Source organism: Stenotrophomonas sp. PS02301, from assembly GCF_029959485.1.
In the GTDB taxonomy this organism is placed as follows: domain Bacteria; phylum Pseudomonadota; class Gammaproteobacteria; order Xanthomonadales; family Xanthomonadaceae; genus Stenotrophomonas; species Stenotrophomonas maltophilia_Z.
In genome coordinates this window covers 91,960-106,892 of record NZ_JASCOO010000001.1, presented here as the reverse complement: position 1 = coordinate 106,892, position 14,933 = coordinate 91,960, and the positions used below count along the sequence as shown (strand labels likewise).

Genomic DNA, 14,933 nt, shown 5'->3' with positions numbered 1-14,933 from the left:
GACCGCCTTGCGTCAGGAACTTCCGACGTTCTGCTCAGGTTGGTCAAAAAATAGCCAAGCAACAATAAGCAATAAAAACAACAAGATAGCTGTGAAACAAAGTTGAAACAGACTTGACGCGGGGCTCACGGGTGGTTCCACCCCGGTTTTACGTGGTGCTGTGCACAACCTTTTGCGCCGGAAGGCTTTGCGCACCGTGGCCGCTCACAGGAAATGAACATCCGCGCGCCGCTGGAGTGACGCAATCGCTATCATTTCCACACAATGATGGAGTTGCTATGACGGCTGCGCCCGCCCCCGTTTCTTCTACCGCAGCCGGCGCGCTGTCGGCGTTTCTTCGTGGCGTTGAACGCCGCGCCCTGGTCGTGGCCGAGCTGCAGTGCGGTGATCCAACCGTCGCCGAACAGGCGCTGGTCGCCGTCATGCGTGCCTTCGCCGGAATCGCCAGCGATCTGCCCATGGCCCAGTGGCCGGAGCGGTTCTGGTCGCTGCTGGTCCACCGCGCGCCGTTGCGCGAGCCGGCCGCAGGCCGTTGGCCTGCCCCGTTGGAGCACCTGGCCGGGCTGACCCCGCCGGCGCGGCTGGCGTTTGTGCTGCGGATCGGTGGCGGGCTGGATGAAGCCGCGGCCGCGCAGATCCTGGATCTGCCCATGGCCGACTACCAGCACGCACTGGCCGATGCCTGCCCGCGCGATGCCCATGGCAACCCCGATGCCGCTGGCTGGCGCGCGCTGGCCGAACAGGTCCAACTGCGCATCCGTGATCTGCCCGCCAGCCGGCTGCAGCGCCTGCAGCAACCGGTGGCCGCCCCGGCCAGCCAGCAACCCGATGCCGCCTCCTGGCGCACGCCGGTCAAGTCCGATGCCCCCGCCCAGCGCCGTCCGGTCAAGCGCCCGCGCGGCCGTCGTTTCCCGTGGAAGGGCGTGCTGATCGTGGCCGTCACTGCCGGCGTGCTGCTCGGCGGCGCGGCGTGGTGGAAACATGCCCGTCAGGGTGGCGAGCCCCTGGCCGATACCCCCGAAGGTGCCGTCGCCGATGCCGGCCCGGTCAAGGTCGAAGCGTTGCCGGCGGCTGACCTGCCGACCGTGGCGCCGACCGCCTCGCCCTACGCGGCCACGGACGCGGCGATGCTGGCCGATCCGGATCTGCCGACCGCCCGCGATGCCGATCTGTACGCCTGGTTTGCTGCTGGCGGTCCGGTACCGGTGGACGAATCGCAGGCCCAGCCGAGCCGCCCTGAACCCGCTACCGCCGGCCTGGAGACGGCTGCCGCCGATGAGTAAACCTGCCTTCCTGCTGATCGCCCTCGGGCTCTCCAGTGCGGCCAGCGCCGCCCCCAACCGGGTGGAGGTGCCGCTGGCGGTGCCGGCCCCGCCCAGCGCCACGGCGCCGGCGATCCCGACCACCCCCGCAGCGCTGGATCCGGCCCAGCTGCGCGCGCTACGCAGCCGCTACGCGGCCTGGCAGGCCATGAGCGAAAGCGAGCGTGCCCGTGTCCGTGCCGCGGCGGCGCGCGTGGCGGCGCTGCCGCCGGCGCAGCAGCAGGCGCTTCGCCAGCGCTTCGCCGAACAGGACCAGCGCTTCCGCGACGGCTGGCTGCTTGGCCCGCAGCTCGGCCACGAGTTCACCAAGCTGCAGGGCCTGTTCGGCTATCTGCCCGCCGAGCAGCGCCCGACCGCGCTGGCGGTGCTGCGCCAGCTCACGCCCTCCCAGCTCACCCAGCTGACCCTGGTTGCCCAGCGCACCCCACCGCAGGACCGCGACCGCGTGCGCGCCGAATTCCTGGGCGTGGCGCCGGCCGCACGGGACAGTTGGCTGCGCGAGAACGTGGGCCACTGACGGCTTCCGCCCGTTTACCTGAAAGCGCGGCTTTTCCCCGGCCGCGCGCGTAAGATGGCGGGCCGCAACCCGGTGCCTGTGCCCTCCGCGCGCGACCGTAGTTGACGTCTGTGACTCCCATGTCTACCGCTTCCTCCACGCCGCGCCTCTCCCGGGAAGTGCGCGCCACCGGTCTGCTCGCGCTGCCGTTGGTTCTGGGCCATGTCTCCACCGGCCTGATCTCCTTCGTCGACAACGTGATTGCCGGTCACCACGGTACCGACACCCTGGCGGCCGTCACCATCGGCACGGCACTGCTGTGGCTGCCGATGCTGATCCCGATCGGCACCCTGATCTCGCTGACCGCCTCGGTTTCGCAGCTGCACGGCGCTGGCCGCGAGCGCGAGATCGGTCCGCTGTTCCGCCAGGCGCTGTGGCTGGCGCTGGGGCTGGGGCTGATCATGTTCACCTTCCTCACGGTGGTGCCGCCGCTGCTGCCGGCGTTCGGCATCGCGCCGGATATCGTGCCCGGCGCGACCGCGTTCCTGCATGCGGTGCGCTGGGGTGGCCCGGCACTGACCCTGTACTTCTGCATGCGCTACCTCAGCGAGGGGATGCACTGGACGCTGCCGACCATGCTGCTCGGCTTTGGCGGCCTGTTGGTGCTGGCGCCGCTGGGCTACGTGCTCTGCTACGGCAAGCTCGGCTTCCCCGAGCTGGGCGCCGAAGGCCTGGGCATGGCCTCGGCGATCATGATGTGGCTGCAGGCGCTGTGCTTTGCCGGTTACCTGTGGAAGACCAAGCGCTTCGCCCACCTGCAGTTGTTCTCGCACTTCGAAGCGCCGCGCTGGAGCGCGATCTGGGAGCTGCTGCGGACCGGCCTGCCGATCGGCATCACCGTGCTGATGGAAGGCGGCTTGTTCATCGTTACCGCGCTGCTGATCGGCCGCCTCGGCGCCACCGAAGCGGCCTCGCACCAGATCGCGATCAATGTGGCCCAGCTGTGCTTCATGATCCCGATGGGCGTGGCCGAAGCCACCACGGTGCGGGTCGGCCATGCGGTCGGCAGCGGCAACGGGCTGGGCGTGCGCCGCGCGGCGATCGCCGGGCTGCTGATCATCCTGGGCACCCAGACGCTGTCGGCGCTGGTGCTGCTGCTTGGCCATGACGCCATCGTCGGGGTCTACACGAACGATCTGGGCGTGGCTGCCCTGGCCTCGACCCTGCTGTTGTATGCGGCCGCGTTCCAGTTCCCGGATGGCGTTCAGGTGCTCTCGGCCGGCGCGCTGCGCGGGCTGAAAGACACCCGCGTGCCGATGTTCATCGCCATGTTCTCGTACTGGGGCCTGGGCATGCCGCTCGGCGCCGGGCTGGGACTGGGGTTGGGCATGGGCCCGCAGGGCATGTGGCTGGGCCTGATCCTGGGTCTGACCGCCGCCGCGATCCTCATGGCCTGGCGCCTGCGTGTGAGCAGCGGCCGCGCCGGCCTCCCATCGACACCCTGACTTGTGTCCGATGCCGGCGCGCCCGGCACCGGCTATTCTGGCACCACGGCAAGAAGCCACTCTGGAGTTACCCCCATGAACCAACCCGCGCGTCGCAATCCCGTCGCCAGCTTCTTCATCGGGCTGTGGGATGTGATGAACTTTACCCGCCGGCTCATCCTCAACCTGGTGTTCTTCGGCCTGCTGTTCCTGATCCTGATCCTGTTCATCGTCGCGATGGGCAAGAGCGCGACCTCGAAGGCGTCGCTGCAGGACCGCACCACCCTGGTCATCGCACCGGAAGGTCGGCTGGTCGAGCAGTTCAGCGCTGATCCGGTCAGCCGCGCGCTTGGCAAGGCCGTCGGTGACAAGGGCGCCGAAGAAATCCAGCTGCGTGATCTGATCCGCGCGCTGGAGGCGGCCAAGACCGACAAGAAGATCGAGCGTGTGGTGCTGGAGCTGGACAAGCTGCAGCCGAGCGGCTTCGCCTCGATGCGCGAAGTGACCGTTGCGCTGCAGGAACTGCGGGCCGCCGGCAAGCAGGTCGTGGCCTTCAGCGAGAACATGAGCCAGTCGCAGTACCTGCTCGCTTCGCAGGCCAACGAGGTCTATCTCGACCCGATGGGCGGCGTGGTGCTCGAGGGCCTGGGCCGCTATCGCCAGTACTTCCGCACCGGCCTGCAGGACAAGCTGGGCGTGGACGTGCACCTGTTCAAGGTGGGTGAGTACAAGTCGGCCGCCGAGCCGTATGTGCTCGATGCCGCTTCGCCGCAGGCCAAGGAGGCCGATCTGTTCTGGATGAACGATGTGTGGCAGCGCTACCTGGCCGATATCGCCAAGGCGCGCAAGCTCGACCCGGCACAGCTGGCCGCCGGCATCGACACCATGCCCGAAGGCATCGCCGCCGCCGGTGGCGACCTGGCCAAGTTCGCCCTGCAGCAGAAGCTGGTGGACGGCCTGAAGACGCGCGAGGAAGTGGACACCCTGCTGACCGAGCGCGGCATCGCCGACGACGACGCTGACGGTGGCTACCGCAACGTCAATCTGGATGCCTACCTGAGCGTGCTCGATGGCCGCCGTTCGCCGGTGGATTCGCGTCCGCAGGTGGCGGTGATCGTGGCATCCGGTGAAATCTCCGGTGGCGATCTGCCGGCCGGCCGCATCGGTGGCGAGTCGACCTCGGCCCTGCTGCGCGAAGCGCGCGACGACAAGGACGTGAAGGCCGTGGTGCTGCGCGTGAGCTCGCCGGGCGGTGAAGTGTTCGCCTCCGAGCAGATCCGCCGTGAAGTGGTCGCGCTGAAGGAAGCCGGCAAGCCGGTGGTGGTCTCGATGGGCGATCTGGCCGCCTCGGGCGGTTACTGGATCAGCATGAATGCTGATCGCATCTATGCTGACCCCTCCACGATCACCGGTTCGATCGGCATCTTCGGGATGATCCCGAACGTGGCCCGCTCGCTGGACAAGATCGGCGTGCATACCGATGGCGTGGGCACCACCCGCTTCGCCGGTGCGTTCGACATCACCCGCCCGATGGACCCGGCCGTGGGCCAGGTCATCCAGTCGGTGATCAACAAGGGCTACGCCGATTTCACCGGCAAGGTCGCCGCCGCGCGCAACAAGCCGGTGGAAGCGGTCGATGAAGTCGCCCGCGGCCGGGTGTGGAGCGGTGCGCAGGCCAAGGAACGTGGGCTGGTCGATGACTTCGGTGGCCTGAAGGCTGCGGTGGCTGACGCCGCCAGCCGCGCCAAGCTTGGTGAGGCCGGCAAGTTCCGCGTGCGTTACATCGAGAAGGCGGCCACGCCGTTCGCACAGTTCCTCAGCGGCTTCGCCGGCAGCCATGCCGGTGCCTGGATGCTGGGCGAATCGGGCATGGCCCGTCTGATGCTGGCCCGTTCGATGCCGGAGCTGGACACCCAGCTGCGCTTCGTTGAAGACGCCGCACGCGACCCGCGCAACAACGCCGCGCCGGTCAAGACGCTGGTGTACTGCTTCTGCGGCCTGTAAGCGGCCTCAGCGGTACTGTGTGACACCCGAACGCCCGGCCTGTGCCGGGCGTTCTGCCATCCGGCCGATGGGGTCAGGGGCTGGGCGGTGGCGTGTCACCGCTGGCGCGGTCGGCTTCGGCGGCGCGGGCATCGGCGGACTGCTGCAGGGTATCGCTGACCGCCTTGGCGCGGTCGATCGGTGTCTGGATCGCATCGCGCAGTTCAGTGGCCTGCGGTTCCGGTGGTGTGTCCGGTGCCGGGGGCACTGGCCGGTTGCAGGCGCTCAGCGCGATCATCGCGAGCAGCGGCAGGGCAGTACGGATCGTCATGGCAACCTCCCTCGGTGAGCCGGTAGCGGAACATCAGTGTCCCACCGCTCCGCGCATCGCGCGTGATGGCGTCCGGTAGGCCGGCCGTCACGCGTTATCCTATCCGCGCCGCACCGTGGGTGCTGCATCCCATGGATCCCCGCAGGAGACGCACGTGAGCGCGCAACGTTGGCGACTGGATGGACAGACCGCATTGATCACCGGTGCGAGCGCCGGCATCGGCTTGGCGATCGCGCGCGAACTGCTGGGCTTCGGTGCGGACCTGCTGATCGTCGGCCGCGATGCCGATGCGCTGGAGATGGCGCGCGATGAACTGGCCGATGCCTTCCCGGATCGTGAGATCCATGGCCTGGCGGCCGACGTCGCCGATGACGAGGACCGCCGCGAAATCCTGGACTGGGTGGAAGACCACAGCGATGGGCTGCACATCCTGGTCAACAACGCCGGTGGCAACATCAGCAAGCCGGCCACCGAATACACCGAAGACGAGTGGCGCGGGATCTTCGAGACCAACCTGTTCTCGGCGTTCGAGCTGTCGCGGTATGCGCACCCGCTACTGGCGCGGCACGCGGCCTCGGCGATCGTCAACGTCGGCAGCGTGTCCGGCCTGACCCACGTGCGCAGCGGCGCGGTGTACGGCATGACCAAGGCCGCGATGCACCAGATGACCCGCAACCTGGCGGTGGAGTGGGCAGAGGACGGCATCCGCGTCAACGCCGTGGCGCCGTGGTACATCCGCACCCGGCGCACGTCTGGCCCGTTGTCTGATCCGGACTACTACGAGCAGGTGATCGACCGCACGCCGATGCGCCGCATCGGCGAGCCGGAAGAAGTCGCTGCCGCCGTGGGCTTCCTGTGTCTGCCGGCCTCCAGCTATGTCACCGGCGAGTGCATCGCGGTGGACGGTGGGTTCCTGCGCTACGGGTTCTGAGCTGGCCAGCGGCCGGCACGACCGATCAGGGCACGCGTCACACGCGGTAATGGCGCTCGGTAACTCCAGTCGCGATCAGGGGAAAACCGGGTCACGGCACCGGGCAATCGCTGTCGGCCAACACCGCTTCCAAGCGCGCGCGCTCGGCGGTCGCCGCAGCCTGGTTCTCCGGCGCAGCGAAGCGCTCACGGCCGCGCGCATCGCGCAAGCGCTGCTGCCAACTGCTGCAGCGCTGTGCCTCCGCTACCGGCTCGCAGGCATCGCGCACCACTTCGCAGCTGGCCGCGTTGCTCGGCGCATGGCTGCCCCCCAGGCCGGTAAGGGCCAGCGATTCGCAGCGTGACGGGGCCGGCTCGCGCTCATGCAGGTAGCGACCGCCATCGGCAGAAACGCACTGGTAGATCTCCGGCAGCGGCGGTTTGGGTGGGCTGGCGTCGTCGGGCTCCTGCGCCGGGGCTGCCGGGCGCAGCGCTGCGCTGTCGAGCAGGCCGCTGTCTTCGTCGCCGTCCTGCGGCAGCGGTGGCATGCGGTAGTCAGGGGCGGGCGCAGCCGGCGCATTCTCCACGGCTGCCGGGGCACGCACCGGCGCGCTGATCCGCTGGATGCGCTGCTCGCTGCCAGCGGGACAGGCCACGCTCTGGATGGTCAGGCTGCCGCCGGCATCGGTGCAGCGGAAGAACACCGCTTCGTCCGCCGCAGCGGGCAGGGTCACAAGCAACAGGAGCAGCAGGAACCGTTTCATGCCCCGCCGCAGTCCTGGTCCAGGCGCGCGTCGATCCCGCGTTGCTCGCGGGTCAGCGCATCGCGCTCGCCCTGCAGCGCACTGTTGTAGCGGCGGATCAGGTCCCAGCGCCGGTCTTTCAGCCGCGAGCAGACTTCCTGCGCGGGCAGCGCATGGCATTCATCGCGCACCAGCACGTTGCCGGCCGGCACCACCACGCTGTTGCCCAGCCCGGGGTGCGGATACCCACCGCCCTGCCAGTGCGAGCTGCCGCCGCCGATGCTGATGCTGCCGCCCACCCGCGCGCCGCTGCCGGTCACCGAGACCGCACCGCCACGGCTGCTCACCGAACCGCTGCCCATCGGTGCGATCGGTGGCAGCGGACGCGACGGCCGATAGCCACCCGACGGCGGCCTCGGGCCTGGTGGATACGGCAGATAGGCTTCGGTCCAGATCGGCACCCAGCGTGGATTGCCTTCGTTGCTGTCGCTGACGTAGGTATCGCCGTCGCTGGTCGTGCACTCGTACATCGGCTGCGGCGGCTGCACGTGCACGTAGCGCACCTCGCGCTCGGGAGCGCGCGGGGCAGGCATCGGCTCCGGCGTGCGGTCGCTGCGCACCACCTGCGGGGCCGGGTCGCGCGGGCGCTGCAGGTCGCGGATTTCCTGCCGGCCTTCGCGGCATGGCGCGTCCTGCAGCGACACGGCGCCGTTGCTGCCCACGCAGCGGTAGACACGCACGTTGTCGCTCTGCGCGGCGGCGGGCACGGCAGGGCTCAGCAACGTGAGCAGGGACAACCACAGAGCAGGGCGCAGGGTCATGCGGCCAGTGTGCGGGTTTGCCCGCCTGCGCGCAAAAGGCGGCTCAGCTGCGCAATACCTGGCCGCTGAGCGCATCGCGGATCGGCGTGGGCTGTGCCAGGCCACCGGTCTGGCCATCGATCAGGCCATCGAGCAACGCCAGCAGGCGCGGGTCCAGGTCGGCGCGTGTGCGTGCCGGCGGCTCGCCGGCGAGGTTGGCACTGGTGGAGACCAGCGGGCCGCCCCAGGCGCTGCACAGCGCGGCGACCAGGGGGTGCGCGCTGATGCGCACCGCGATGCCGCTGTGTTCGCCGGTGATCCAGCGCGGCGCACGTTCGCCGGCGGGCAGGATCCAGGTGTTGGCACCGGGCCAGCTGGCCAGGACCTCGCCTTGGCGATCCAGCGGCAGGGCATCCATCCGCACCCAGCCCTCCAGCTGGGCTGGGTCGGCGGCGACCAGGATCATGCCCTTCTCAACCGGGCGCTGCTTGAGCTGCAGCAGCTTCATCACCGCGGCCTCGTGCGCGGGGTCGCAGCCCAACCCCCAGACCGCTTCGGTGGGATAGGCGATCACCCCGCCGGCGCGCAGCGCAGGCAGGGCAGTGTCCACAGTGAGTTCGTTCATGACAGGCGACCCGGGTGCATGGCCCGCATTATCCTCCCGCCGTGGCGGGAGGGGTCAACCAGGCTCAGCTGGCAGCGACCTTCTTGACGGCCTTCTTCACGGCTTTCTTGGCCACCTTCTTGGTGGCCTTCTTCGCCGTGGCTTTCTTGGCGACCTTCTTCACCGCCGCCTTCTTGGTGGCGGTCTTCTTGGTCGCTTCACCGGCAGCGGCTTTCTTGGCCGGTGCCTTCTTGGCCACGACCTTCTTGGCGGCCTTCTTGCCGAAGCCCTTGCGCACCGGCTTGCCGGTTTCTTCCATCAGCGTCTGGACTTCGGCCAGGGTCAACGAGGCGGGCTCGCGATCCTTCGGGATCTTGCCGTTCATCTTGCCGTCGCTGATGTACGGGCCGAAGCGACCGTTCAGCACCTGGATCTCGCTGCCCTCGAATTCCTTGATGATCCGGTTGCGCGCGATCTCTTCCTTCTCTTCGATCAGGAACACGGCGCGGGCCAGGTCGATGGTGTACGGGTCGTCTTCCTTCTTCAGCGAGGCATAGGTGCTGCCACGCTTGGCGAACGGACCGAAGCGACCGATGCCCACGCTGACGTCCTCCTCCTTGTCCTGGCCGAGCGCACGCGGCATCAGGAACAGCTCCAGCGCGTCTTCCAGGGAGATGGTGTGCATCGACTGGCCGGGGCGCAGCGAGGCGAACTTGGGCTTGTCCTCGGCGTCTTCGGCGGTGCTGCCGATCGCCGCGTAGGGCCCGAAGCGCCCCAGGCGCACGCTGACCGGCTTGCCGGTCTTGGGGTCGGTGCCGAGTTCGCGCGCGCCACTGGCTTCGGCGCGGTCGACCGATTCGTTCTTTTCGCCGACCAGCTTGTGGAACGGTTCCCAGAACCGCGCCATCAGCGGGATCCAGTCTTCCTCACCCCGCGACACCGCATCGAGCTCGTCTTCGAGCTTGGCGGTGAAGTCGTAATCCACGTACTGGGTGAAGTGGCTGGACAGGAACTTGGACACCGCGCGGCCGACATCGGACGGGCGGAAGCTGCGGCCTTCCATCTCCACGTACTTGCGGAACAGCAGGGTCTGGATGATCGAGGCATAGGTCGAGGGGCGGCCGATGCCGTACTCCTCGAGCGCCTTGACCAGCGCCGCTTCGGTGAAGCGCGGCGGCGGCTGGGTGAAGTGCTGTTCGGCCAGGATGCGCTCGAGCGGCACGCGCTCGCCGGGCTTCATCGCCGGCAGCTTGCGGCCTTCATCGTCGTCGTCAGCACTCTTGTTGTCCTTGCCTTCCTCGTACACGGCCAGGAAGCCGGGCACGACCACGGTGGTGCCGCTGGCGCGGAACACATGCTCGCTGCCGGCCGACAGGTCCACGCTGACGGTGTTGAGCGTGGCCGGGATCATCTGGCAGGCGACGGCGCGCTTCCAGATCAGCTCGTACAGCTTGCGCTCGTCATCGGTGAGGAAGCGCGCCACCTGGGCAGGCGTGCGCAGCGCCGAGGTCGGGCGCACGGCTTCGTGCGCTTCCTGGGCGTTCTTGGATTTGGTCTGGTAGGTGTTCGGCTGGTCCGGCAGCGAGCCGATGCCGTAATCGCGCGCGATCACGTCGCGGATCTCGGCCAGCGCGTCCTGCGAGAGGTTCACCGAGTCGGTACGCATGTACGAGATCAGGCCGACGGTGCCTTCCTCCTCACCGATCGCCATGCCTTCATACAGCTTCTGCGCGACCTGCATGGTCTTGCGCGTGGTGAAACCGAGCTTGCGCGAGGCTTCCTGCTGCAGCGTGGAGGTGGTGAACGGCGGCGCCGGGCGGCGCTTGCGCTCCTTGCTGACCACGTCGGTGACGTGCAGGGCGCCCTGGGCGGCCTGCTGGATGCGCATGCGCGCGGCCTCGGCAGTATCGCCGTCGGTCACGGTGAACTGTTCGAACTTCTGCCCGTCCAGCTTGATCAGGCGCGCATTGAAGTGCTGCGAGGGATGCGCGCACAGCGCATCGATGCTCCAGTACTCGCGGGCGATGAAGGCTTCGATCTCTTCTTCGCGTTCGACGATCATGCGCAGCGCCGGGCTCTGCACGCGGCCGGCGGACAGGCCGCGCTGGACCTTGCGCCACAGCACCGGGGACAGGTTGAAACCGACCAGGTAATCCAGCGCACGGCGTGCCTGCTGCGCATCGACCAGATCGGCAGCGATCTCACGCGGGTGGCCCATCGCTTCCTTGATGGCGCGCGGAGTGATCTCGGTGAAGACCACGCGCTGCATGGGTTTGTCCTTGACCAGCCCACGTTCCTTCAGGATCTCGGCGATGTGCCAGCTGATCGCTTCCCCCTCGCGATCCGGATCGGTCGCCAGGAAGATGTCGTCGGCGCCCTTGGCGGCCTTGACGATGGCATCGACGTGCTTTTCGTTCTTCTCGATGAGGTCGTAACGCATCGCGAAGTTGTTGTCGGGATCAACCGCGCCTTCCTTGGGCACCAGGTCACGCACATGCCCATACGAGGCCAGGACAGTGAAGTCCTTGCCGAGGTATTTGTTGATCGTCTTGGCCTTGGCGGGCGATTCGACGATGAGCAGGTGCTTGGGCATGGCGTCAGGATTCTATGGGCAGGGCCCCGGGGAGGGCCGCTAGGGTGGAGCAAATGGCCGCATTAGTGAAGCGGCGCGGGCGATATACATAAACCGAACGCCCGGGTGTGGGCCGGGCGTTCAGCTTTCTGCCTATTAGTGGAATCACGCCGGGGCCGCTTGTGTCAAGCGGCCCGGTGTGAGGATTGCTCAGATCAGGACATCGAGGCGATCACGCCGATCATCGCGATCATCACGCCGAACAGGGCCACCACGGCCAGTGCGGCGATCACCAGGATCACGATGGTGACCGTGCCCAGGCCGCGCTGCTGCAGTTCGGGGTGCTCGGTGAAGGCCCACTTGTCCACCACCAGGGTGTCGCACATCATGTCGTGCAATGCCTGCTTGCGCTCGGTGAAGGCGGCCATGATGAAGCCGATCATCAGGATCAGGCTGCTGACGATGGTCGCCAGGTAGCGGCAGAAGGCGCGCAGGAAGCTGATCCGCTCGCCATTGCCGCGCACGACCTTGATCCCGACGGCCATCTTGCCCAGCGTGGCGCCACCGCGCGAGGCGTGGAAGCCGGCATAGTAGCCGATGCTGATCACCATGCTGAGCAGCATCACCACCAGCGTCAGCGCGACCTGCACGCCTTCGTTGCCCGCGCTGGCGCCCATCACGTTGATGATCATGCTCAGCGGCAGGGTGACCACGGTGAGCAGGATGTAGTCGATGAAGTAGGCGGCGTAGCGCTTCCAGAAACCGGCATAGACCACGTCCTGGCCATGGACCACGGCCGTGTTGGCGTAGCCGGTGGCCGCGGCGGGCGCGGTGTACGGCGAGTAGGTGCCGCCACCGGTGCCCGGCAGTGGCGCGGTGCCATTGTCGATGGCGGTGTAATCCCCGCGCAGGTCGATGCCGCTGCCGAGGTTGCTGGCGGCCGCGGCGAGATTCTGCAGCTGCAGCTCATCGACGGCCTCGGACAGTGGCGCCCACTGCGCGAACCCTTCGCGCCACACCAGCGTGGCCAGGGTGATGTCACCGCGCTGGAAGCGCTGGCGCATCTCCTCTGCGCTCAGCGGCCCCTGACGTTCCTGGCCATCGGCGAAATACCACTCAGTCATTGCTTCAATCCCCTGTTGGATGCATCCATGGACATGTGTCCGTTATCAGCCGCGGCAGTGCTGCGGCAGGTACTTGTCTTCCGGTTCGCCACTGCATTCCCAGTGCTGCTGCTCACCGTCGTAATCCAGCCACAGCAGCTTGCCGTCCAGCGAGGTGCTGCCGGGCACGGTCAGTTCGGCTTCCACGCCGCAGTGGCCATTGTCGAAACGACCGATCCGCACGGCGCCGACCGCACCGTCAGCGTAGCTTTCGGCCGGCTGGAAGCCCTCGTCATCGTTGACCGGGCAGCGGCCATGTTCGCTGGCGAATTCGGCCACGGCCGCCTTGATCGGTTCCAGTGCGGCAATCGCCTCGGTGGCTTTGGCGCGGGCGACATAATCGCGGTAGGCCGGCACGGCCAGCACCGCCAGTGCGCCGCCGATGATCAGCACCAGCACCGCGACCACGGCCGCGACGATACCCACGACCGCGCAGCCACTCAGACCCTGGCGGGGCGGTGGGGCGGCGGTGGGCGTGATGGGCGGGGCGGGATCGGCAGGCGCGGCCGACGCCGCAGGCGCAGCCGGGAGTGCGGGTGGCAGGGTCGGGCCGGGCGCGATCACTTCCACCGCTTCGGCAGCGGGAGCGATGTCCAGGCCGATCTCGGCGGCCACGGTTTCCAGCGGCTGCCACTGGGCCATGCCGTCGCGCCAGACCAGCGTATCCAGTGCGATGCGGCTGGAATGGTAGAGCGCGATCAGCTCGTCAGCAGGCAGCGGACCGCGCTGCTGACTGTTTCCTTCTGCAAAGAACCACTGGTCCACCGGCCCACTCCTGAATGCGCAAGGCGCTCAGTGTAAGGTCAGTGAAGCGGTTCCGGCTCGTCCACGAACATCTGGGTTTCCATCCAGGCGTACGCGGCCTCGGCCCCGGGCTGGTTGAACAGCACCATCAGCACGACCCACTTGAGGTCGTCCAGGTCTAGTTCGTCCTGGTCCAGCGCCATCGCACGGTCGAGCACCAGCTCACGCTGGCTGGCATCGAGGATGCCGTGCTGCTCCAGGAACATCAAAAAGCCACGGCCTTCCACGTCGAGCTTGTCCAGCTCGGGCCCATGGAAAATGCGCACCGGGCCATTGACGCGGCCCAGCACCACGGCCGGGCGCTGCTCGGCGAGCGCGTCCAGCCAGTCGAAGGCTTTGTTGATCTCGGTGGGGCTGAAGCCGGCCTGGATCAGGCCGTTCTGGAGGGAGTCGCGGTCGCGGATGAGGTCCGCGTCTTCGCTGAAATAGTGTTCGAACAGGTACAGCAGGACATCCAGAATGCTCTCTTTCATTGCCCCTCGGCCTGCGTCAACGACGCTGTGGAGGTGAAGAAACTAGGGTTTTCGACAGTAGCGACCATAGGCGGCCATTACCTTTCCATCCAGTTCCATGACCAGCAGCATGGCCGACAGCTGGGCCGCCGTCAATCCGCTGCGCTGGATCAATGAATCCATACCCGTTGGGTCGTGATCCAGGGCTTTCCACAAGCACTGGTAGTCCGGGTCGGTGTAGGAAGGGGCGCGCTCGGGCGCCGGTCGTGCCTGTTCAGTGGGGGCGTCCAAGCGGGTTCGCAAGGCCCCGGCCAGGGTCTGGGCGAGCGTGGCCAACCCGGCGGTCACCTCGGCCGGCGCCTCCACCAGCGCTGCGCCCTGCCGGATCAGCCGATGGCAGCCGCGGGCGCGGGGATTGCGGATCGAGCCGGGCAGGGCGAACACCTCGCGGCCCGCCTCGGCCGCGCAGCGCGCGGTGATCAGGGCGCCGGAGCGCTCGGCGGCCTCGATCACCACGGTGCCCAGGCTGAGCCCGGCGATGATCCGGTTGCGTGCGGGGAAGTGCGCCTGGGTTGCCGGCATGCCCGGGGCGTACTCGCTGACCACCGCGCCGGTGCCGGCAATCCGTTCATGCAGCGCGGCATGCCGGGGCGGATAGGTCTGGTCCAGGCCGGTGGCGACCACGGCTACGGTCATGCCACCGGTGACCTGCAATGCGCCGTCATGGGCGTGGGCATCGACGCCGGCCGCCAGCCCGCTGATGACCGACCAGCCCTCGCCGGCCAGCGCGGTGGCGAAGGCATGCGCATGCTCGCGGCCGCCGGCCGTGGGCGAGCGGCTGCCGACCACCGCCACCGCCGGGTGCCAGAGCCGCGCCGGGTCTCCGTCCACGAACAACGCCACCGGGGGTTCCTCGATCTGGGTGAGCAGTGCCGGATAGTCCGGATCGGTTACGCCGAGCAGGTGATGGTGCTCCTCGGCCAGCCATGCCAGGGCATGTGCCAGGTAGCGTTCGTCCGGCAACGCCAGCCGGGCGCGTTGCGCCTGCGTACAGCCGGCAGCCCGCCAGGCGGTCGGGCCGGCCCGCAGGGCGGCCGCCGCATCGGAAAACTGGCGCAGCAGGCGCAGGCGAGGCGGCAGCGCGCCCCCGGCCAGGACCAGGGTGAGCAGGGCGGTGGATGAGGCAAGGCAGGGAATGGGCATCCCGATACCCTGGCCCGGAAATGACGACGGCGCCCTAGGGCGCCGTCGCATGGCAGGGTAGGACTCC

14 protein-coding genes are annotated in these 14,933 nt (G+C 68.2%); 5 read left to right on the top strand and 9 right to left on the bottom strand.

All coding sequences use genetic code 11. From position 1 onward, the window contains the following. The first annotated feature begins 278 nt into the window (after positions 1-278). From QMX81_RS00600 to sppA, 4 genes are all read left to right on the top strand, one after another. Positions 279-1,283: a hypothetical protein gene (locus QMX81_RS00600; RefSeq protein WP_282257375.1), complete on the top strand. Its 1,005-nt coding sequence runs from the start codon at positions 279-281 to the stop codon at positions 1,281-1,283. Next, a complete protein-coding gene (locus QMX81_RS00595) occupies positions 1,276-1,839 on the top strand; it encodes a DUF3106 domain-containing protein (RefSeq protein ID WP_282257373.1) in 564 nt (187 codons plus the stop codon). The genes QMX81_RS00600 and QMX81_RS00595 overlap by 8 nt, the downstream gene beginning before the upstream one ends. Before the next feature lie 119 nt (positions 1,840-1,958). Continuing rightward, on the top strand, positions 1,959-3,323 hold the full coding sequence (locus tag QMX81_RS00590) for an MATE family efflux transporter (RefSeq protein ID WP_282257371.1): 1,365 nt from the start codon (positions 1,959-1,961) through the stop codon (positions 3,321-3,323). A gap of 75 nt (positions 3,324-3,398) precedes the next feature. Then, positions 3,399-5,306, top strand: a complete 1,908-nt coding sequence (gene sppA, locus QMX81_RS00585; protein ID WP_282257370.1) for a signal peptide peptidase SppA — start codon at positions 3,399-3,401, stop codon at positions 5,304-5,306. 73 nt (positions 5,307-5,379) lie between these two features. Here the strand turns inward: sppA and QMX81_RS00580 are convergent, their stop codons facing one another. After that, complete coding sequence (locus QMX81_RS00580; protein WP_282257368.1) at positions 5,380-5,616, bottom strand: hypothetical protein; 237 nt, start codon at positions 5,614-5,616, stop codon at positions 5,380-5,382. Positions 5,617-5,770: 154 nt separating this feature from the next. Between QMX81_RS00580 and QMX81_RS00575 the strand changes: the two genes are divergently transcribed. Further along, on the top strand, positions 5,771-6,547 hold the full coding sequence (locus tag QMX81_RS00575; RefSeq protein ID WP_152151022.1) for an SDR family oxidoreductase: 777 nt from the start codon (positions 5,771-5,773) through the stop codon (positions 6,545-6,547). Positions 6,548-6,638: 91 nt separating this feature from the next. Here QMX81_RS00575 and QMX81_RS00570 read toward each other — a convergent pair whose 3' ends face one another. The 8 genes from QMX81_RS00570 to dprA all read right to left on the bottom strand — a co-directional run bounded on the left by QMX81_RS00570 (position 6,639) and on the right by dprA (position 14,866). After that, on the bottom strand, positions 6,639-7,289 hold the full coding sequence (locus tag QMX81_RS00570) for a DUF4124 domain-containing protein (RefSeq protein WP_152151024.1): 651 nt from the start codon (positions 7,287-7,289) through the stop codon (positions 6,639-6,641). After that, positions 7,286-8,089 (bottom strand): DUF4124 domain-containing protein, encoded by an 804-nt coding sequence (locus tag QMX81_RS00565; RefSeq protein ID WP_282257364.1) that lies wholly within the window; start codon positions 8,087-8,089, stop codon positions 7,286-7,288. The genes QMX81_RS00570 and QMX81_RS00565 overlap by 4 nt, the downstream gene beginning before the upstream one ends. Positions 8,090-8,132: 43 nt before the next feature. Then, positions 8,133-8,693 carry a Sua5/YciO/YrdC/YwlC family protein gene (locus QMX81_RS00560; RefSeq protein ID WP_282257361.1) on the bottom strand — a complete coding sequence of 187 codons (561 nt, stop codon included), beginning with the start codon at positions 8,691-8,693 and terminating at the stop codon, positions 8,133-8,135. Between the two features lie 64 nt (positions 8,694-8,757). Continuing rightward, positions 8,758-11,265: a DNA topoisomerase I gene (locus QMX81_RS00555; RefSeq protein WP_152151030.1), complete on the bottom strand. Its 2,508-nt coding sequence runs from the start codon at positions 11,263-11,265 to the stop codon at positions 8,758-8,760. Positions 11,266-11,459: 194 nt separating this feature from the next. Beyond that, entirely contained in the window at positions 11,460-12,368 is a 909-nt protein-coding gene (locus tag QMX81_RS00550) for an RDD family protein (protein WP_282257357.1), read from the bottom strand. 45 nt (positions 12,369-12,413) lie between these two features. After that, positions 12,414-13,172 (bottom strand): pilin, encoded by a 759-nt coding sequence (locus tag QMX81_RS00545; RefSeq protein ID WP_152151034.1) that lies wholly within the window; start codon positions 13,170-13,172, stop codon positions 12,414-12,416. A 38-nt stretch (positions 13,173-13,210) separates the two neighbouring features. Beyond that, a complete protein-coding gene (locus QMX81_RS00540) occupies positions 13,211-13,684 on the bottom strand; it encodes a DUF494 family protein (RefSeq protein ID WP_088433666.1) in 474 nt (157 codons plus the stop codon). Between the two features lie 42 nt (positions 13,685-13,726). Further along, positions 13,727-14,866, bottom strand: a complete 1,140-nt coding sequence (dprA, locus tag QMX81_RS00535; protein WP_282257351.1) for a DNA-processing protein DprA — start codon at positions 14,864-14,866, stop codon at positions 13,727-13,729. Positions 14,867-14,933 lie beyond the last annotated feature (67 nt).

What these genes read in the sequence shown, in the direction of transcription:
- QMX81_RS00555 (WP_152151030.1), bottom strand. Translation starts at nt 11,265, where the DNA reads ATGCCCAAGCACCTGCTCATCGTCGAATCGCCCGCCAAGGCCAAGACG.
- QMX81_RS00590 (WP_282257371.1), top strand. Translation starts at nt 1,959, where the DNA reads ATGTCTACCGCTTCCTCCACGCCGCGCCTCTCCCGGGAAGTGCGCGCC.
- QMX81_RS00570 (WP_152151024.1), bottom strand. Translation starts at nt 7,289, where the DNA reads ATGAAACGGTTCCTGCTGCTCCTGTTGCTTGTGACCCTGCCCGCTGCG.
- QMX81_RS00600 (WP_282257375.1), top strand. Translation starts at nt 279, where the DNA reads ATGACGGCTGCGCCCGCCCCCGTTTCTTCTACCGCAGCCGGCGCGCTG.
- QMX81_RS00550 (WP_282257357.1), bottom strand. Translation starts at nt 12,368, where the DNA reads ATGACTGAGTGGTATTTCGCCGATGGCCAGGAACGTCAGGGGCCGCTG.
- QMX81_RS00580 (WP_282257368.1), bottom strand. Translation starts at nt 5,616, where the DNA reads ATGACGATCCGTACTGCCCTGCCGCTGCTCGCGATGATCGCGCTGAGC.
- QMX81_RS00595 (WP_282257373.1), top strand. Translation starts at nt 1,276, where the DNA reads ATGAGTAAACCTGCCTTCCTGCTGATCGCCCTCGGGCTCTCCAGTGCG.
- dprA (WP_282257351.1), bottom strand. Translation starts at nt 14,866, where the DNA reads ATGCCCATTCCCTGCCTTGCCTCATCCACCGCCCTGCTCACCCTGGTC.
- sppA (WP_282257370.1), top strand. Translation starts at nt 3,399, where the DNA reads ATGAACCAACCCGCGCGTCGCAATCCCGTCGCCAGCTTCTTCATCGGG.
- QMX81_RS00560 (WP_282257361.1), bottom strand. Translation starts at nt 8,693, where the DNA reads ATGAACGAACTCACTGTGGACACTGCCCTGCCTGCGCTGCGCGCCGGC.
- QMX81_RS00565 (WP_282257364.1), bottom strand. Translation starts at nt 8,089, where the DNA reads ATGACCCTGCGCCCTGCTCTGTGGTTGTCCCTGCTCACGTTGCTGAGC.
- QMX81_RS00540 (WP_088433666.1), bottom strand. Translation starts at nt 13,684, where the DNA reads ATGAAAGAGAGCATTCTGGATGTCCTGCTGTACCTGTTCGAACACTAT.